The following is a 19,897-nucleotide window of genomic DNA, read 5'->3' as shown; positions in this document are numbered from 1 at the left end:
ATCTATCGATCCACAAGATCACCGCAACCCCCGAACGCGAAACCAACTGGTAATCCCACTCGTGATCGCAATAAATAAAGTCTGTCGAAGTGTAACTGAAGTTTAGACACACGTTTAGAAACACGCCATTCCCCCGCCGGCCTGGATTTCTTGATTGGCAAGCACTGATCAATACGACAAAGGGATGCCTCGACAGCGATGGACGCAAGGCAATACCGCTCAACACTGCAAACGCTGCTCGTGAGCGGGGAAAGGCGTCACGAATTGAGAGGACTTCGGGTCGTAGGCGCCGCGCACGGGAAGTCCGATAAATTGAATACGCAGCCACTAAGCGAAAAGCCCGGCGGTGATGAGGGCACCCTTGCGCCAAGGCGCGAGGGTCATCAGCGGAAAGGACTGTCCCAACGGCAGGGCCAACCATTGCGTCAAGGCATAGGCCGTAGAGCGAATCTGCATCCACAGTTCCAGCGCGGCCTTCGACTGCTGCCACAGATGGGCTACTCCCCACCAGCGCTTCAGATGGTGAAACAAAGGCTTGATCCCCCAGCGCTCGGTGTAGATTTCCACCACCCGTTGGGCCAACAGCTCGGTCTCTGTCGCCAGAATCAGGCGCAGACGCGACCAGGTGTGATCGGGCAGGAACCTCTCGCACCACACCGCGCGCACCGGCACCCCTTTCAGGAATCGCGCCACAGCGATGATCGAGCGCACCCGAACCCGCTCCAGCTTGACGTACAGCATCAGATCCCTCTCCTGCACGGGCAAGGTTTCGAGCATCGCCGCATCGATCCGGGGGCCGTACTAGCGCTTCCATCCTCGGCGTTTCGGTTCGGGTTCCGGCGCAAGAAACAAGACGGTATTTCGCCGCACCTACCCGATGATCCGGACATGCTGTTCGAGCAAGGGTAGAATCAGACTGCGGCGCATGAACCAGGCATCGATCAGCCAGCGCACCCCCTTGGCGTTCCCCTGGATCGAGTCCATCAACTGCCGCGCCACCCAGAGCTTGCCGCGCTGACCCGATTCTTCGACCAGCCACGAGCGAATCGGTACCGTCAGCGCCGAACCCAGCCGGATACGAACAACCATCGCCAGCGTGACCCAGCACGGGCTGTTCGGAAAGCGGGGCCGATTGGCCTGGTGGCTGTGATCGTGCTGGATACTGATCCCCGGCCCGAACTTCGCACAGCGCGGAACCCGCGTATCGTCGAGAATCAGGGTGATCAGTTCGGCCGGGCACACCCTCAGCACCCACTGCAACAAACCAAGGGACAGTTCCGCGACCGACACGTTGGCCCGCTCGATGAGCTTGTAATAGGTCGTCCAGTGCGCCTCTCGACGAATCGCCCCGATCGCCCGAGTGACCCAGCCTTCCGGATTGAGCAGGCAGCCGATCAGCAGTTCGACGAAGGTTCCGCGGGAACGCCGTGGCACGGCCACCAGGAGAAAGGAAATCCATTCCGAGAGCAACAAGCAAACGTTGGCAGTGAGAGACATGAGGAACGCTCCGAGATCGACAACGATATCTCGTGGGCAAACTCACAATTTCCATCTCACCCCAATCCTTTTGCAGTTCTCGGCAGAACATTGCCACGCCGCCCGAATGCCTTCGGCATCCGCCGGCAAGCGCGCGTGTCTAAACTTCAGGTATATCAATTGGCCCCCGACTATTCTGGTTTGAATTTGGATCTTACCCAATCAAACCCAATCAAAACCTATTCAAGTTGGTAGTGATTAGGTATCCTGCTCGGCACACACAATATTCCAATGGCAGGTTTGGAGGCATCACATGGACGACCGCTGGCTCTCTGTCGATGAAATTGCCGATTACCTCGGCGTATCCAAAGACACCATCTACACCTGGGTGACCTCCAAAGGCATGCCGGGGCACAAGGTCGGGCGCTTCTGGAAGTTCAAGAAGGAAGACGTAGACGCCTGGGTGCGAGAGGGCGGTGCCGCTGCCAGCAGTGATGACTTTGACGACAAGGAGCCTCGCAATGCCTAAGCAGCGCTCCGCACAGGACAACAACGACATGAGCGACCTTGATCAAGCAGCCCACGCGCCTGAAAGCGCGCTCGAAGAGGGCAAGGTCTTTGACTACATCACCGGCCACCCGGTCAAAGACAGTGAGAAGGAACAGGTCCGCCAGCGCATTGCCCGCGCCATCATCCATGAGTACGGCATTGCTGCCGAAGACATGGCGCCCGACTTCAAGCTCAAGGTGCTGGGCAAGTACCGCAAGCTCGACATCGCCATCTTCAGGCCTGGCCAGGCGCACACGGTGGACAACCTCTACCGCGCGGTGGTGGTTGAGAAAGAACCCAAGTTCGGCACCAAGGGTGCCTATCGCATGCGCGACCCGGAAGAGGCGCGCAAAGAATTTGAGCTGCTGGAAAGTGTGATGGCCGAAGTCGAAAGCTGCGACTACGGCCTGTGGACCAACGGCCTGGAGTTCTTCTTCTTCAAGAAAGAAGTCACCCGCTTTGACACCAAGTTCAAGCCAATTGGCGACTGGCCTTTGGGTGACGACACCTTCAGTGTGGAAGGCCGCTCCATGGGGCGCCTGCGTCGTGCCGATCCGGTCATGCTGCGCACGGCCTTCCGCCGCTGCCACAACTACATCCACGGCAATGAAGGCATGCCCAAGGATGCGGCCTTCTGGCAGTTCCTGTACCTCATCTTCTGCAAGATGTATGACGAGCAGCAGCCCAACGATGCGCGTCGCTTCTGGGTGGGGCCATTCGAGCCGTTTGAAGCTGCGGGCCGAGAGCAAATCCGCCTGCGCATCAAGCCGCTTTTTGAAGCGGTGAAGAAGAAGTACGACGGTCTTTTCAAGGGCAACGAAGAGATCACCTTGTCCGACCGCGCACTGGCATTCATCGTCTCCGAACTGGCCCGCTACGACTTTGGCCGAACCGATGTGGACGCCAAGGGCACGGCCTATCAAGAAATCGTCGGCACCAACCTGCGTGGAGATCGCGGCCAATACTTCACCCCGCGCGGCGCCATCAAACTCGTGGTCAAGATGCTGGCACCCAAAGAGTATGAGCGTGTGCTCGATTCGTCCTGCGGTACGGGTGGCTTCCTTGTTGAGACCTTGAACTACCTGAACAAGGTCTTCCACGAAGAGAAGCGCATCAGGGCAGGCGACGAGAACACGGAAGAGTTCGTCTCCATCCGAGACCGGTTGGCCCACTTCGCGGCCAACAATCTATTCGGTGCCGACTTTGACCCTTTCCTGGTTCGTGCCGCACAAATGAACGTGATGATGGCTGGCAATTCGCTCGGCCACCTCTATCACATGAACTCGCTGGAATTCCCAGCAGGTCACTTGCCAGGTGTGCCGGCCGCGAAGGCAGCCATCCCGCTAGGGACGATTGATGTCTTGATGACCAACCCGCCGTTTGGCTCAGATATCCCGGTCACTGAAAAGACCATCCTGGAGCAGTACGAGCTGGCCCGCCGCTGGGAGCGGCAAGGGGACGGCTTCGTGATGACCAATGCGATTAAGCCTGCTGTGTCGCCTGAGGTGCTGTTTATCGAACGATGCATCAAGTGGCTCAAGCCGGGCGGCCGTGCTGGCATCGTCTTGCCTGATGGCATCCTGGGCAACCCTGGCGATGAGTACATCCGCTACTGGATTCTTCGCCACTGCTGGGTGCTGGCCAGCATCGATTTGCCGGTGGAGTCTTTCATCGTCGAGGCCAACGTCAACATCTTGACCAGCTTGCTCTTCCTGAAGCGCAAGCCGGAAGAGGTGATCAAGGCAGAAGACCTGGGCCAGAAGAAGGACTACCCCGTCTTCATGGCTGTCGCTGAGAAGGTGGGCTTCGACCGCCGTGGCAACACGCTCTACAAGCGCCACCCTGACGGCGAAGAAATCCTGGTGGATGTCAGCCACGAAGAGAAGGTCCGCATCGGCGGCGGTCTGCAAGTGCGCACGCTGCACCGCAAGGAGCGCATCCTCGACGACGACCTGCCCGAAATCGCCAAGGCCTATGCCGAGTTCCGCGCCCAACATCCGGAGCCCAGCAAATGATCACGCGACTTGAAGCCACACGTTATCGCTGCTTCGAACGCCTGGGCGTCGATGTCGGCGACTTTCGCGTTCTCGTCGGGGCCAATGGCTCTGGCAAAACCACCTTGCTGGACCTGCCCGTTCTCTTGGGTGACTTGGCGCGTGCCAACAATGTCTCCGCGCCGTTCATGGAGCGTCGGCCTGAATTGCCGCCGCGTGCTGGCAGCCTGAACGAACTGGTGTTCGCCGGGCGCGGCAGCGACTTCTCGCTGGCGGTCGAAGCCCGCCTGCCTGAGGCAGTGCAATCAAAGGTGCTTGAAGGCTTGTTTGCCAGCAAACGCACGGAGCGCTCGCGCCAAGCCTTGCAGGAAGACCGCCGTCAATGGCCGACCCACATCCGCTACGAGATCGGCTTGCGCATCGGTGCGGATCAATCACTGCTGGTGGCCTACGAATACCTCTTCCTCTTCCCCGAATCTGATGGACCAGACCGCCGACAAGCGGGCTTTCACGGTGCAACGGCAGCGAGCAAGAAACTTTGGCACCTCACGCTCAAGCGTGAGATTGGCTATGAATCGGAGTTCAAGCCAGAAACACCGCACGCCAAAGCAGTCAAGGTCGGTCTACCCGAGACGCTGCTGGCCATGCCGCGCGTGCTGTTCGAGTCTGAGGCGGGTTACCCCGCTGCACGGTGGCTGCACACCTTGCTGACTACCGATGCGGTGTTCCTTGAGCCCAACTGGTTGGCCATGCGTCAAGCCAGCCCACCGGGCCAGCCGAAGGTCATCACCGCCAACGGCCGCAACATCCCTTGGCTCGCACTGGAGCTGAAGCGCGAGGGGGCTCCCGAAGCGGCGCCTGCCGACTATCGCAGTGAGCGCTATACCGATTGGATTGCCCATGTGCAAACCGCGTTGCCGCAGGTCAAGGACATCGAAGTGCGTGAACGTGAAGACGACCACCATGCCTATTTCGTGGTCAGCTACAAGGGCGACTTCAAAGTGCCGTCACCCGGCCTTTCGGACGGCACCCTGCGCATCCTCACGCTGACGCTGCTGCCCTACCTCAGCAAGCAGCCCGCCATTTTGGTGACCGAAGAGCCAGAGAACGGCATTCATCCGCGCGCCATTGAAGCGGTCCTGCAGTCGCTCTCATCGATGTACGACAGCCAGGTCTGGGTGTCATCGCATTCACCTGTAGTGCTGGCACGTGCAAAGCTGGACCAGTTGCTTTGCGCACGGCTGGCCAGCGAAGGTGGCGTTGAGATGGTCGCCGGGACGGACCATCCTCGCCTGCAAGAGTGGCGAGGTGGCATCGATCTCGGCAGCTTATTCGCAGCGGGGGTGCTCGGATGATGAACAAGCGCCCCTGCGTCATTTTGGTGGCCGACAGCAACATGGCTGCCACCTTCCGTGGGTACTTCAAACGCGAACGTTGGCACCTGAGTCTCGGCTGCGCGCCCTTCGAGATCAACACCGATGTCGGTGCCGACCTGCTGGTGGACGAAGGCGGCAACGACCCCGGCGTCTACACCAAGGGCCACGAGTTGTTGCGTCCCTACCAGAGCAGCCACCATCACGCCCTCGTGGTGCTGGATTGCGAATGGGAAGGCTCGCCTGGCAAAGATGCCATCGTTGCTGACATCACGGCCAAGCTGGTGGCCAGTGGCTGGGCCGAGGAGGCGGTCAAGGTGATCGCCATCGAGCCCGAGCTGGAAAACTGGCTGTGGCAGGACAAGCCGCAGGTGGCTGAGGTGCTTCGCTACAAGGGCGACAAGTCGCTCCGCCAATATCTGGCCGATAGCGGATGGTGGCCTGCGGATGCAATGAAGCCACCGCGACCAAAGGAAGCCGCTGAATGGGTACTGAAGCAGACCCGGCAACCTCGCTCTTCTGCGGTTTACCAGAAGCTGGCTGAGCACATCTCGATCAAGGGTTGCACCGACGGGGCCTTCGCCGAGATGCACGCAGCGTTTATCGCGTGGTTCCCCCAGGAGGTTGCAGCATGACCTTTACGAGTTTCAAGAACGCACGCATTGTTCGGTCGGGTTGGCTTCAGGAAGGCGGTCGACGGCTTGACTGCAACCCGTACATGTCTGGTGCGCTGGAGGCGCGCGACACCCTGAAGCAACTGAAGGTGCGCAAGGATGCACTGGGCACGCTGACCAAGGGTCATGCCGGTGGCATCTACAACGGGCCGATGTTCAAGCGCAACTATGTCGGCTCGGCTGAGTATGGAGTGCCATTCATTAGTAGCGGCTCGATGCTACTGGCCGATCTAAGCACCCTACCTCGGCTACGCCGCTTGGATGCCGAATCTGGGCGTCTTTCCTATCTGCGGCTGCGCCCTGGGATGATGATGATCTCGTGTTCAGGCACGATTGGACGGATGACCTACGTTCGCCCAGATATGGATGGAGTGTGGTCTTCGCAGGACGTTCTAAAGGTAGTACCGAATCCGGAGCTAATTCCTTCCGGCTACCTGTACGCTTTCTTATCGAGCCGATACGGCGTGCCTCTGGTGGTCTCGGGAACCTACGGCGCGATCATCCAACACATTGAGGCCGAGCACATCGCCGACCTGCCGGTTCCGAGGTTTGGGGCTACTTTCGAACAAGAGGTGGCTCACGCAGTTGATGCTGCCGCTGCCGAGCGAGTTGCAGCTTCACAGTATCGACGCGCAGCTCTTGACTTGTTCCAATCCAAGATCGATTGGAGCGAGCACGTTAGCTTCATTGCTAGTGCTCCTATGGCATCGACATTGCGCGGGCGCATGGATGCATTCCACTACTCGCCACGAGTTGAAGCTGGCCGAGCGTCACTGGCTTCAAGCTGTGGTGCTCGTCTTGGTGATCGAGTGGAGACCGTTTTTGAGCCGAACCGAGGATCGCGACTTAAGGTCACCGATCCCGCCTTCGGGGTGCCGTTCCTGTCGTCTTCATCTGTCTTCGAGTTGACCCCTCGTGCGGAGTATCTGGTGTCGCGATCACTGACGCCGAATTTGGAGGGGCTTCTTCTATCGGATTGCGATGTTTTAGTTCCTCGTAGTGGCCAGCTGGGGGGAATCATCGGCCGCGCGGTGCTGCCTCTGCCGATGAACGTTGGCCAAGCTGGTAGCGAACACTTGGTCCGCGTTCGGTGTCATTTCTTATCGGATGCTGCTTACCTCTGGGCCGTTTTGGCCTCGGAGCCGGGTTACTGGGCTTTGGTCGGAACAGCATTCGGATCGTCGATTCCGAGCCTAGATTCTTCTTTGATCAGCGAGCTTGTGGTGCCGTGGCTACCCGAAGCAGATCGCACTGAGATCGCAATGCTCGTGAGCAAGGCAGTGACCGCGCAGAACAAGGGCAACGAACTGGAAGCGGCAGCGGTTGAGTGGCTCGAAGAAAAAGTCAGGAAGGAAAGCTGATGGCGAAAGTGATCCCAGTAGGCCAGCCGGTCAACGATGCAGAGCGCAGCGCCATCGCTTACCTGCGGGATCGCTTGCCAGACAGTTTCGTTCTGCTTCACAACTTCGAGATCGAGCGGCAGGGCGAGCGCTTCGAGATCGACATCGCATTGCTGACCCCGCACGCCCTGTACCTGATCGACGTGAAGGGCACGCGCGGCACCATCGACGTATATGGCAACAAGTGGTACCCGGAGGGGCGCGCGCCGTATCCGTCGCCGCTGGGCAAGCTGCGCGGCCATTCCCGCACGGTGAAGGGTTTGGTGACTCAGGCTAATCCCGGTCGGAATGAGCTTGACGGTATCTATGTCGATGCCGCTATTCTGCTCACCGCACCCGATGCCCACCTGAATGACCGCGAGCAGCTCGATGCAGACCGGGTGGTGAAGCTGAAGGATGCAGAGCGCTATTTCAAGGATGCCACGCGCATCCCGGCGCGCTTCTCCAAAAACATCCTGCAACAGCAGGGCTTGATCCTGCATGCCTTGAAGGTGGTGAAGCCAGCTTCCGCCGTGCAGCGCTTTGGACACTGGCAGGTAAAAGAAAAGCTTGGGGCGGCGGAGGCCTACACCGAGTTCCGTGCCGAGAACGCGTTCGCGGGTGGCACGGCCCGCCTGCGGGTCTACCAGGCAGATCCCTATCAGCCTGAGGATGTGCGCAAGGCGCAGGTCAACCGCATTGCCAATGCCTACCGGGCGCTGTCCAAGCTACCGCTGCATCCCAACATCGTCGCGGCGCGGGATTTCTTCCCGACCGATGACGACAAGTCTTTCATCCTGATCCTGGACGATGCGCCGGGCCAGGCGCTGACAGTGCACATGGCTCGGCCTCAGTTGGCGCTGACGCTGGACCAGAAGTGGCGCGTGGCCAAAGACCTGTTGGCGGCCTTGGCTCATGCGCATCACCACGGTGTGGTGCATCGCAACCTGACGCCGGGCGCGATCTTGATTGGCCAGGACGGCACCACACGCATCACCGATTTCGACTTCGCGAAGCCCGGTGTGGACCGCAGCCTGACGATCGCGACGGACATTGTTGATCTGGTGGAGAAAGCCTATGTGGCGCCCGAAGCGTTCAGGGAGCCGGGTGCCGCATCGAGCGCATCAGACATCTTCTCCGCAGGGGTCATCCTTTACGAACTCTTCACCGGCGAGCGCCCCTTCGCGGGCGAGCCCACCACGGTGTGGGATCGGGCCGGGGAGTTCCTCAACAAACCCTCGGCACTGCGGCCGGAGCTGAACGAGGCTTTTGACGCTTGGTTGCAGAGCCTGTGCGCTTTTGATGAGCACCAGCGGCTGACCGCATCGGCCGCGCTGGCCGCATTGAATGCTTTGCTGCAACCCGTGGCGCAAGCAGCCAGCCAAGCTGCAGAGGGGCCGAAGCCCGAGGTCGTTGAAGTCGATGATGCCCAGACCGACTACCTGAACTTGGCGGCAGGCCATCGGCTAACCAAAAATTTGGTCGTTGAGAAACGATTGGGACGGGGAAGTTTTGGCGTGGTCTACAAGGTGATCGATACCTTGGGCGATATAGCGCGCACCGTGAAACTCATCGTCAGCGACCGGCATTCAACGCTGGAGCGTCTCAAGAAGGAATACCGGAATCTGGTCAGCATTCCGGAACATCCCCACGTCGTACGAGTGCTGTACGGCGACGTCATCCCAGGACGCGATATCCCCTATCTTGTCTTTGAGTACGTGGAGGGCTCGGACGTTGGCGACATGATCCACGACCGCCTGCTGTCCCCCGAGGATGCGCTGGAGCTGGGCAAGCAGGTAATTGAGGGGCTGGTGCATCTGCATGCGCAAGGCTTCCATCACTGCGACATCAAGCCGCGCAATCTGTTGTGGACGCAGAAGGGCGCCAAGATCATCGACTTCAACGTGTCGGTGCGGGCCGACGACAAGGAGTCGCGCGGCGGGGGCTCGCGGCGCTATTTGCCGCCGGACTTTGACCCAGAGGTCATTCCGCACAACGGCGAGCGCGCCGACCGCGATCTGTATGCGCTGGGCGTGACTTTGTACGAGGCATTGACCGCCCGCTACCCATGGGACACCACAGAGCCGCCCATCAACAAGCCTGCGCCAGACCCGCGTGAACTGTCGGGCTTTGCTGACCTAGCGCCAGAGCTGGTGAGCGTGGTGCTTAAGGCCATTGCGCCGCGCAGGGCAGAGCGCTTCCACACGGCCGTCGATTTCCGCGATGCGCTAGCAGAAGTTCGCCACGCACGTCGTGTGCAGACGGTCAGCCTGGCGGCTATGGTGACGGCGGTGAGTAGCGGGCAGCCCGCCGTGGCTCAATCGGCACCCAACACCAATGCGTTCGTATCACACCTGCTGACGCTCTACAGTCAAAGCCGGCGCAGCAATGCGGGTACGCGGGGCATGGACGCGCTTGGGTTCTCAGCCTATGTGGACACCGCGCTGGACCGTGCCTTGTTGCCTGCGGTATTGCAGGGGGAGTTCCGGCTCGTGCTGATTTCGGGCAACGCCGGTGACGGCAAGACCGCTTTCTTGCAACGGCTGGAGAAAGAGGTCGAAGCGCGCGGCGGCTCCGTCAATCGTGGTTTGGCAAACGGCAGCGAGCTGAACTTGGACGGCAGCCGCTACCTGATCAACTACGACGGCAGCCAAGACGAGGGCAACAAAGACAACAACCAGGTGTTGCTGGACTTTTTGGCCCCGTTCAAGGGCAACGATGCAGCCTCCTGGAGGCCCCAAGAAACGCGACTGATTGCGATCAACGAGGGCCGCTTGGTGGACTTCCTCACTGCGCATGAACGGGATTTCCCGGCACTCACGGCCTTGGTTCGGCAAGCCTTTGCTACCGGGGAAGCAGAGTCTGGCGTGGCGGTTGTGAATCTGAATTTGCGCAGCGTTGTGGCCGATGACGCCAGCAACGCTGAGGGCGGGTCGATTCTGGAGCGCACGATGCGAAGCATCGTCCGCCCGGAGAACTGGGCTGCTTGTGAGCAGTGTGACTTGAAAGACAGTTGCTACGCCTTGCACAACGCGCGCAGTTTCCAGGATGAGATCGCCGGGCCGCGCTTGTTGGAACGCCTCAAGACGCTGTACACGATGGCGCACTTGCGCGGGCGCTTGCACATCACGATGCGCGACCTGCGTTCAGCGCTGTCGTTCATGCTGATTGGCAATCGCGACTGTGGCGAGATTCATGCGCTCTACGCTTCAGGCAAGCACGATGACGTGGCGAGCAGCTTCTACTTCAACAGCTGGATGGGTGGCGGGCAAGCCACCTCGGACCGGCTGCTGACGCTGCTGAGCGATTTGGATGTTGGCAAGCAGGAGGACCCCCGCTTCGACCGAGGCCTGGACTTTGTTCAGCCGGATGACCGCGCCCTGTTCCGCTTCGAGCGCCGAGGGCAGTTTGACTTCGATGTGTTGAAGCGCCTGTTCGGCGATCTGCCGCGTGGCGTGTCTGACTCGTCAGTTCGCCACCGGGCGCGGAAGCATCGCGAGTACGTGGCCATGGCACGCCGCAAGCACTTCTTTGAGCGGCGTGACGCCAGCTGGGAAAAGATGCTGCCCTATCGCTCCGCCAAACGCATGGTGGAGATCGTTCGAGGCGAGATACCCATTGATGAACTCACGAGCGACATCCTGCATGCAATCAACCGAGGCGAGGGGCTGCAGCGCCCGGAACGCCTTGGAGCCAGCCTGGCCTTGCAGTTGCGGCAGGTCGAACACGGTACGGTTCGTAGCTACCGGCTCTTCCCCGTGGAGGGCTTTGGGCTGCAGGTACAAGACTTTGCGGCCAAGGCGCGCTTTGTTGAACACCTGCCGACCGGTCTGCTGCTGAAGTACCAAGGCCAAGGCGCAGGTGCCATCAGCAGCGAGCTGATCATCAACCTCGACGTGTTCGAGATGCTGGTGCGGCTGAATGAAGGCTATCGGCCAAGCGTTGAAGAGATGCAGGGGTTCTATCTCTGCCTTGGCGTGTTCAAGAACAGCCTCAACGCTCAGCCTTACCGCGAAATCCTGCTGACCACCACGGGGCACGACTTCTACCGCTTGGCCCGCCATGACGATGGTCGGGTGGAGATGCGTTTGCTGCACGGCCCTGTGGGGGACGCTCGCCGAGAAGAAGCCGCGGAGAGCGGCGCCAGGGGGAACTGATGGCATTGCAGAAGAAGGACAGGGAGTTCCGACTCCCGAAGATCAGCTATCTCGACTTCAAGACCATCGAGATGGATCGGGTGCTCACGGGCTTGTTCGAGCGACTGGAGCATGGGGGCTATCCGAGTGTTTTCCGCGACAAGCGCGAGCTGACCGTAGACAAGTTCGTTGATGACGTCCTGGATGCCAGCGACAAGTTCTTGGGCTTCACGCAGCACCGGGACATGGTGGAACGCTGGGTGGAAACCCACCTGATGGACATCGTGAACCGAGGCAAGAAAAACGCCGCCGTGGCAGGGCCGCGACCGCTGCATGGCTATACCTATCGCTTTCGCAACCCGAAGCACTCGCGTGACTACGGGGCTGCACAGCATCTTTACCAGATGCTGCACCACGCGCGCCACCTCGCTGGCCACAAGGCGATCGAGCATCTCAAAGGCTTCTTCTTCGACGGGTTCGACAAGCTCACAAGAGAGCTGAACGACAAGGCGCTGACAGACATTGAGACAGCGACGCTGCTGCACTTTCTATCGCAGAGGAAGGACACGGCGGACACGCGCGCGGGCGGAGATCGTTTTGCGCCTCTATGTATCGGCTCAGCCGATCTGATGGCCGAGGACATTCAGCGACTGCTGTTCTACAAGCCCTTCATGCCGCGCTCGGTGATGGTGGAGTACCTGAAGGTGCTGTTGTCGTTCCACTTGGCGCTATACCACCTTCGCCTGCTGAAGCTGCTGCCTGCCTGGCAGAAGCTGGAGGGGGCCAACTCGCTGTGCGCTGAATCGGCATGCCCCATGAAGCCCCGCGAGCAACGCGAGCCTCAGGGTGACTGCCCCTACAAGCTCGGCTTGTTCGTTGATCTGTCGGGAAGCTCAGAGTCCTCTACAGCAGCGCTGGCGGAGCGCAGCGCAGATGGCTACTACCGGCGCATTCCTAGCTTTGTACGAGCGTACTTCGTCGCCAAGAAGCTAGACGAATTTTCTGAGCACCTCGTTCGGAGAGGGAAACTGATCCGGCCCTTGAATTCCGTGTTCTCGGTCGGCGAACTCTACGGTCTGCAAGGAGAGCCGTTCGCGGAAGAGCGGGACAAGTTCTTTGGTGAACGGTTGGCCGGGCTGCTGGAATCTTTGTCTGAAGGTGATGCGGGATTGGACGTAGAGGTCGAAGCCATCACGAAGATGGGGCTCTCGGACTTCGAGACCTACATCGAGATTCTGGTGGCTCTGCGTGGCGCCTTCCATCGGAGGTACATCATCGAGTCTTTGGACGCGACGATGTTGAAGAACAAGTCGGGTGCGCTGCTTGCCCAGACCCGTGCGCGAAACGCACCTCGGCGATTTGCGCTGGAGAGTCGCCTGCTGGAAGTGTTACTGCAGATCGCGGTGTTGCGACCCGGTGGGGACCAGGGCTACTTCACCGGCGAGATGCGGATCGACGATTTGCTGTCATTCTTGCGCGAACGCTACGGGCTCTACATCGATCAGCTGCCGCCCGGTGAGGGGTTCAGTGGTCCAACCATCGACGAACGGAAGGCCCTCCGCAGCAATGTGCAGGCATTTACTGGACGCCTGCGCGAGATTGGTTTCTATCGAGATTTGTCTGATGCCTACGTGACCCAGACCGTGGTGCCGCGCTACACGATTGCAGAACGAAACGAAGGAGCGCGCGCATGAGTCAGGGACTGCGTGAACTCACCAATCAAGAACTGAACGCCGCGCTGGAATCGGTCCTGCTCCCAAAGCTATCCCACCTGCTTGCCGCTCGCGAGCTTGGGCATTGCATGCGGGTCACTGACTTGGATCGGGAGCTGATGATTCGCTTGGCAGGTGGCCTGCGGGCTGCCGTACAGGCAGCGAACGTCGTGGTACTGGCGGACGAAGGCTTGCGAGCGATGGCACCGGACATGGCCGTCAGCAGCACCAAGCTGGTTGAGCTGCGGAATCCGCTTCCCAACGATGAGCTTCGGCCCCCGTTGCTGGTGTTTGTGCCGAATGACCTGCGTGCTTCAGCGGAAGATTCTTTTGGCGTCGCGACGTTCGAAGAGGTCTCGATCGATGGCGCGTATGCGGAGCTGAATGGGCAGTTGCTGGCTCAAGTTCCTGGCAACTTGCGGATGGCCGTAGAGGCCTGCTTGAGCGAGTTGCGGCGGCGTGACGGCCGTTGGAGGTATGCCGATGACGCTGCTGTGGCTCGTTACCTGCTCACCTGCCAGATCAATGAGTTTGATCCGGACGCGATGGGCGCAGCGCTATTTGAACTTGCTCTGGTGCCGGACTTTGAGTTGTTCCAGCAGGCCGAGCGCGCGCCTGCACGGGTGGCGCGCAACCGTGAGTGCGTTGAACGCGTGACCTGGTCGACAAAGACGGAGCGCGTTCGCGCGCTTGAGTTGGGCTTGCTGGACCCTGTGTTCTGCAAGCAGCTGGGCGAGTTCTTCTCCCGCATCGGCGTCTCCAATCCCAAGGAGTGGACGCAAGCCATCGTTCGTGACCGTGTGAATTGGCCGCTTGCGTTCAACAAATGGTTGTTCGAGGACGGTGGAGTCAACCCCGACGCCATCTACATCGGCGATGTCGCACTGCCTGACTTGCCCGTGGTGAAGGATGACAACGAAGACCCCCGGTTGGCTGAGTTGATCGGCCACAAGGTGCTTCCCATCTCAAAAACCGGCCTCAAGAAGTTCAGTGTCTCTTTCCGTGTTGACCCGGTGCCGTCCAAGGTCGAAGGGTTGTCGCGGTTTGTGGCAGAGGTTGTGTCGCGCGACAACGGCCCGACTGGCCTGCGTAGGCGAAAAGCCGCCTGGACCAAAGGAACCGACTCCGGCGTGATTGCTTTTTCGGCGATTGGCAAGATCGACTGGGAGGAAGGCTGGCACTACGTGCGGGTGTATGCAGAGACCGAGGACGGTGATCGCATCCCTCTCGCGGACGGAGAAGGCAATCCCATCCGCTTCAACACTGATGCAGCGGAGACGCACGCCAGCCCCAACGAAAGTGACCTCTTCTACGTGGTCACCGACGACGAGGTGGAGGTAGAACCACCACAGCGTGCGGTCCCGCGTGAGGCGAGCTTGATGCATGCGCTGCTGCGTGCACGTTTTGCGGCGGTGACTCAGGATCGGGATCCTGAAACCGTTACTGTGACCGGCTGCGGCTGGGTGGAGCGCAGTAGCAAGGCCATAGCCAGCGGCGAAACCTTGGAGATTCGCCTGGGCAAGGAGGGTAAGGCGAACGTCTTGGTTTCCAGCCTTTTGGCGAACCTGGAGCGGGCGTTTCTTGAAGACCTGCAAGGTCTTAACCGCTTGAGACTTTCGATCAGCGCATCGGGAGTTGCCACCCGATCTACGACGTCATTCAAGTGGCCGGTCTCGGACGAGGTCACTCGATTCCGGGATGCTCGGGAGTCGTTCTTCGCCGCAGTCCTCAAGGGGGACCAACGGCTGATCATGCAGGCCAGCGATCTTCTGTCCCTTCAGGAGCCGGCTCAGAACTACGCCTCCGCCTACTTGGCTTGGATCGACACAGCGCTTGCACGTGCCAGCTCAACAGAGACGGCCGTTGCGCGGCAAGCGATGGATGAACTTCGCTATGCGCTCACCATAGATTCAGTGGCGCTCGTGGTGGAAGACTACCAAGGCAGGCGACGAGATGCAGTGCTGCTCGGGCCAACGCATCCTTTGCGTGCCAACTGGCATGTTGCATGGAGCCATCTCGGCCAGGCCTGGATGGAACAGAGCCGGGCAAGCAACAAAGAATTTGTGATCCCGACACGTGACGCAGTGATCAAGCAGCTTGCACCAGCGGCATTTCCGCCGGTGGTTCCCTTCGGTGAGGAGCTGGGGCGGACAGCGCTGGCTGTGGACAACATCAACCCGTTCTGGTCCTTGTACGCGGCGACCGATGAAAAGGACCCCCGTGGTTTGATTGGGGAGGTTTGTGCTGCCTTGGGCTTGCCAGAGCCAGCCATAGGCGGGGCAACGATCGATAGTGCTTATCTTGCCGCGCGCGTGCAGCGCTATCTGGTCCAACACCCGTATGTGGAGACGCTGACGATCAACGCATTCAACGCGGGGCGCTCAGGCGCAATAGCCGAGGTGCTGCTGGCACTCCAGCGACATCCCGACTTCGCCGATCTGCGTTACGACGTCCGGCTCTTCGTGCTAGATCCTGCCGCCCCTTCGACCGGGGAAGCGTTGCTGGAACTCTTGTCGCCAGACTCGGGAACCAGTGCCAAAGAGGCAGACGCGTTCTCGACGCCGACCAACAGTTATCTTCTCCCCAAGTTGCGATTGGCCATCCGCGCGATCAAGGAATTCCGCGATGACCCGGATTTGCATGCGGCGCACCTCTCCTTCTTATTTGACCTGTTCCCGGCAGAGGAAATCCGAGCAGTTGATGTTCAGGATAGTGATGACTCCTCTTTTGTCCATGGACTGGTTCAGCCCTTCGAAGTGGTCTATCTGGAGGACGAGCAGTCCATCACCTGGCTGCGTCGGCCGCTGCATGGTGTCGCACAAGCTCTGGAGGGCGCTGAGGCGTTATCCGACCTCATGGGGAGCATCTCCCGCGCTGTCTCGGTCGCCGTGGCGACGGTTGCACGCAGTCAATACTTGCCGCATGCACGTCCTGTGGTTGCGTTAAGCTTGTCCGCTGATGAGCGCGCCATGCTCCATCAGGTGCACGAGGTTAGTGACTGGGTGCTCACGATTGATCGGAACTTGGGAATCGAGTTCTTTGACCATCGGCGGCATGCCACGCGGCCGGACTATCTGATCGATCACTCGCCCGATATGGCGAACGCAATGAGCCATCGCTTGGCGATCACTTCCCGATCTGTTGCGGAGCTTGAGTCTTTGCTGATCCCCATCTTGGGTGAGTACGGACTGCCCAATACGGGCCGACATGCCTTGGTGTTGCTGGATCAGCTTCGGTCGCTATCCGGACGGTTGGCCCTGAAGCTGTTGTCCTCTTCTTCTCAGCGGGCCGAGGCGATGGGCTTGGCGCTCTCGCGCTTGTTCCTCGAACACCAGGGCGTTTTCCAGAACCAAGTTGTCGTGCCATTGGATGCGCACTTGGAGTTGTACAAGGCGCTGAAGCAGAGCGCAGAGGAAATGGGCGATGAAGTCAGCTTTCGCCGGACTGACCTTGCTCTGTTCGACCTCGACCCAACAAATCGTGTGGTGACATGCCGGCTGGTCGAAGTCAAGTGCTACAGCCAGGTGGGCGAAGTGGCTGCCTACGCGCAGCTGAAGGCGTCCATCGCTGATCAGATCGCTCAGTCCGAGCGCGTCTTGGCCTATCACTTTGACCCCAGGATGGCTAAAACAGACCGTCCTGACCGGCCCATCAAGAATCGCGATCTTGCTGCACTTCTGGGCTTTTACTTGGATCGATCAGAGCGCTATGACGTCGTCTTGCCAGAAGCTGCTGAAGAGGCGCACTACTTCCTGCGACGCCTCGATGAGCGCCCCTACACCCTGCAGTTCACGCGAAGCGCCGTGGTGTTTGACTTCAGCAAACCAGGTACTGAACCAGCCGAGTACGAGAACGGCATCGAGTTCTATCGTATCGGTAGTGATCTGATCCGGCAGTTGGTGGAGTCGGACGTGGCTGACACCGAAACGATGGCCAGCGTCCAGTTCGCTCGCTCCGCCGACACGGAACGAAAGGTAACCCAGGAACTGCTTCGCCGTAGGGAGTTGGCCCCGGCCGTTCCCACATTTGAGAAGGCAGCTTTCCTCAGCCCGCCGCGTGATCGAACGCTCGCGTGGGACGACAGCCCACGAGTGACCTACAAGCAACCCGAAGTGGTTCCCAGTGCGCATGTGCGTGCGCCGGAACCCGCTCCCGTGCTGCAGGCAGCCGCCCAGCCTCCAAGCACTGAAACAACACCATCGCCGGCGGGCGAGTCGGCTCCGGATTCGAACACGGCACAAGCGCCTTTGTCTTCTGTTCGGGCCGTAGATGTGGTCGCTCCTCAGAGCGAGTCCATTGCGCAACCGCAGTCACAAGAAGGCGAGACTCCCGATCATCGCGTTCCCTACGACATCATGCTTGGCGCCACTGGGGCAACACCACAGTACGGCCTGATTGGCGAGGTGTCTGGGCGCAAAGTAGCGCTAGATCTCAATCAGACCCACACCATCAGCCTGTTCGGTGTTCAGGGCGGCGGCAAGAGCTACACCTTGGGTAGTGTTGCAGAGATGGCCTCACTGCCGATCCCTGGTATCAATTGCCTGCCAGAACCGCTGTCCACGGTGATCTTCCACTACAGCCCGACCATGGACTACAAGCCCGAGTTCACTTCTATGGTAGGGGCAAACAATGTGGACGATCAGGTTCGAGTGCTGAAAGAGGTCTATGGTGCAGGGCCGAAGGCGCTTGCGGATGTCTTGCTCCTCGTGCCTGCAGACAAGATCGAAGAGCGGCAGGCCGAATACCCGGACATTGAAGTGCGACCTTTGCAGTTCTCTGCATCAGAGCTGAAAGCGTCGCACTGGAAGTTCTTGATGGGTGCCGTGGGCAACCAGGCCGCCTATATCCGCCAGATCATACGCATCATGAAGGCAATGCGCGATGACATCACCCTTGATGGCTTGCGCGCGGGCATTGATGCGTCGTCGGTTCCTGATCACCTGAAGGAACTGGCTCGGATGCGCCTTGACTTGGCTGCCGAGTACATCAATGACGACTCCTCGCTCACCGATGTGGTGAAGCCTGGCCGGCTGATTATCGTAGACCTTCGGGACGAATTCATCGAGAAGGACGAGGCACTCGGATTGTTCGTTGTGCTCCTGCAGCTGTTTGCCGACGCACGGATCGATGGGCGTAGCTTTAACAAGCTGGTGGTGTTTGATGAGGCCCACAAATATATCGAGAGTCCTGACCTGGTTGCTGGACTCATCGAAGTGGTAAGAGAGATGCGGCACAAAGGTGTCAGCATCATGGTGGCGAGCCAAGACCCGCCGTCTGTACCAGTCAGTCTGATCGAGTTGTCCAGCCAGATAATCATGCACAAGTTCAACTCGCCTGCTTGGCTGAAGCACATCCAGAAGGCGAATGCTGCGCTGGGCAATGTGACGCCTGAGCGCATGGCCCTACTCAAAGCAGGAGAGGCCTACGTTTGGTCAAGCAAGGCGACGGACGAATCGTTCTCGAAGGGTGCTGTCAAGCTTAGGTGCAGGCCACGGGTCACTCAGCATGGGGGTGCAACGAAACTCGCTGTTAACAAAAAATGATAGGCACATGGTTATAAGCTTCCCCCGAAATTTCGTCTTCCCAGGGTGACGTATGATTCAGTCACTTTAGGAGCGAGAAATGAAGATCGCGAAGCCGGCCTTTACGCCGGAGTTCAGGGACCTGGCGGTCAAGCGGGGGAAGGCAGGAGAAAGTGTGGGAGGGGTGGCCAAGCAATTGGGGCTGGTCGAGCAGACCCTGCGTAACTGGGTGAAGGCAGCGGCGAAGGGGACGCCAAACGGGGTGGGCAGCCGGATGGTGACACCAGAAGGAGAGGGAACTGTCGCGGCTGCGAGCCGAGAACGGGATTCACGCCCGCCACAAGCGCCGCTACAAGGCTACAAGGTGACGACGGATTCGCGCCACGCCCTGCCGGTGGCAGAGAACCTGTGGGCTCGCCCGTTCACCCCCACGGCACCCAATCAGCTCAGGACCTCGGACATCCCGTATTGGTGGACGGAGGAAGGCTGGCTGTACCTGGCCATCGTGCTCGATTTGTTCAACCGGGAAGTCGTGGGCGGGTCAATCAAACCCCGCATGACGGCAGACCTCGGGACGGACGCCCTGACCATGGCGTGGTTCCGCCGCCGGCCTGCCCCGGGTCTGAGGCATCACTCCGACCGCGGTAGCCAGTACGCCAGCCCTGCGTTTCAGGACAAGCTCAAGGAATACGGCATGATCTGTTCGATGAGCCGCAAGGGCAATGGCGGGGATAACGCGCCCACCGAGAGTTGGTTCAATAGCTTCCAGAATGAGCGGGGACATGGCGTACGTCATGCCAGCCCTGCCGCCATGAAGGCCACCAGCTTACAATCGGAAACGCCAGCATTCGAGCCTGGGCTACCTGTCGCCTGTTCAGTTCATGGAAAAGTGGCTCGGCAGGCAGAATCAGGAAAAACAGGGAGCATGAACCCCACCCTTTGGAAGACGAACAACCGAGGGAAGCTCAGTTACCAGATAGACTTTATTGTTTGCGATCACTCGCCACTCGCGAGGACCAAAGGCGGACTTTCGCGGAGCACCGCTCCTCCGCAACCGGCCCCGGTTGGACAGATCCCTCACG

At 59.8% G+C, this 19,897-nt stretch carries 10 protein-coding genes and 1 pseudogene; 9 read left to right on the top strand and 2 right to left on the bottom strand.

Annotated features, from left to right (window positions below; all coding sequences use genetic code 11):
• Positions 1-327: 327 nt before the first annotated feature.
• Together VSS37_RS04360 and VSS37_RS04355 are read right to left on the bottom strand one after the other, a co-directional pair.
• The gene (locus tag VSS37_RS04360; RefSeq protein WP_324693462.1) at positions 328-777 is read right to left on the bottom strand and encodes a hypothetical protein; all 450 of its coding nucleotides are present in this window, start codon (positions 775-777) and stop codon (positions 328-330) included.
• A gap of 93 nt (positions 778-870) precedes the next feature.
• Entirely contained in the window at positions 871-1,497 is a 627-nt protein-coding gene (locus VSS37_RS04355; protein WP_324693460.1) for an IS701 family transposase, read from the bottom strand.
• A 292-nt stretch (positions 1,498-1,789) separates the two neighbouring features.
• Between VSS37_RS04355 and mads1 the strand changes: the two genes are divergently transcribed.
• The 9 genes and pseudogenes from mads1 to VSS37_RS04310 all read left to right on the top strand — a co-directional run bounded on the left by mads1 (position 1,790) and on the right by VSS37_RS04310 (position 19,744).
• On the top strand, positions 1,790-2,005 hold the full coding sequence (gene mads1, locus VSS37_RS04350; protein ID WP_046536853.1) for a methylation-associated defense system helix-turn-helix domain-containing protein MAD1: 216 nt from the start codon (positions 1,790-1,792) through the stop codon (positions 2,003-2,005).
• Positions 1,998-4,040, top strand: a complete 2,043-nt coding sequence (mads2, locus tag VSS37_RS04345; RefSeq protein WP_324693459.1) for a methylation-associated defense system DNA methyltransferase MAD2 — start codon at positions 1,998-2,000, stop codon at positions 4,038-4,040. Before mads1 ends, mads2 begins: the two co-directional genes overlap by 8 nt.
• A complete protein-coding gene (gene mads3, locus VSS37_RS04340; protein ID WP_324693458.1) occupies positions 4,037-5,374 on the top strand; it encodes a methylation-associated defense system AAA family ATPase MAD3 in 1,338 nt (445 codons plus the stop codon). The genes mads2 and mads3 overlap by 4 nt, the downstream gene beginning before the upstream one ends.
• A complete protein-coding gene (mads4, locus tag VSS37_RS04335) occupies positions 5,371-6,027 on the top strand; it encodes a methylation-associated defense system protein MAD4 (protein WP_324693456.1) in 657 nt (218 codons plus the stop codon). The genes mads3 and mads4 overlap by 4 nt, the downstream gene beginning before the upstream one ends.
• A complete protein-coding gene (gene mads5 / locus VSS37_RS04330; protein ID WP_324693455.1) occupies positions 6,024-7,427 on the top strand; it encodes a methylation-associated defense system restriction endonuclease subunit S MAD5 in 1,404 nt (467 codons plus the stop codon). The genes mads4 and mads5 overlap by 4 nt, the downstream gene beginning before the upstream one ends.
• Positions 7,427-11,602: a methylation-associated defense system protein kinase MAD6 gene (mads6, locus tag VSS37_RS04325; RefSeq protein WP_324693454.1), complete on the top strand. Its 4,176-nt coding sequence runs from the start codon at positions 7,427-7,429 to the stop codon at positions 11,600-11,602. The genes mads5 and mads6 overlap by 1 nt, the downstream gene beginning before the upstream one ends.
• The gene (gene mads7 / locus VSS37_RS04320; protein ID WP_324693453.1) at positions 11,602-13,275 is read left to right on the top strand and encodes a methylation-associated defense system protein MAD7; all 1,674 of its coding nucleotides are present in this window, start codon (positions 11,602-11,604) and stop codon (positions 13,273-13,275) included. Before mads6 ends, mads7 begins: the two co-directional genes overlap by 1 nt.
• The gene (mads8, locus tag VSS37_RS04315; protein WP_324693452.1) at positions 13,272-18,836 is read left to right on the top strand and encodes a methylation-associated defense system ATP-binding protein MAD8; all 5,565 of its coding nucleotides are present in this window, start codon (positions 13,272-13,274) and stop codon (positions 18,834-18,836) included. Before mads7 ends, mads8 begins: the two co-directional genes overlap by 4 nt.
• 79 nt (positions 18,837-18,915) lie before the next feature.
• Positions 18,916-19,744, top strand: a pseudogene (locus tag VSS37_RS04310) (IS3 family transposase).
• Positions 19,745-19,897 lie beyond the last annotated feature (153 nt).

This window comes from Candidatus Thiothrix phosphatis, from assembly GCF_035668035.1.
Taxonomy (GTDB): domain Bacteria; phylum Pseudomonadota; class Gammaproteobacteria; order Thiotrichales; family Thiotrichaceae; genus Thiothrix; species Thiothrix phosphatis.
Note: the sequence above shows the minus strand (reverse complement) of the source record. Positions and strands in the feature narration are given on the sequence as shown.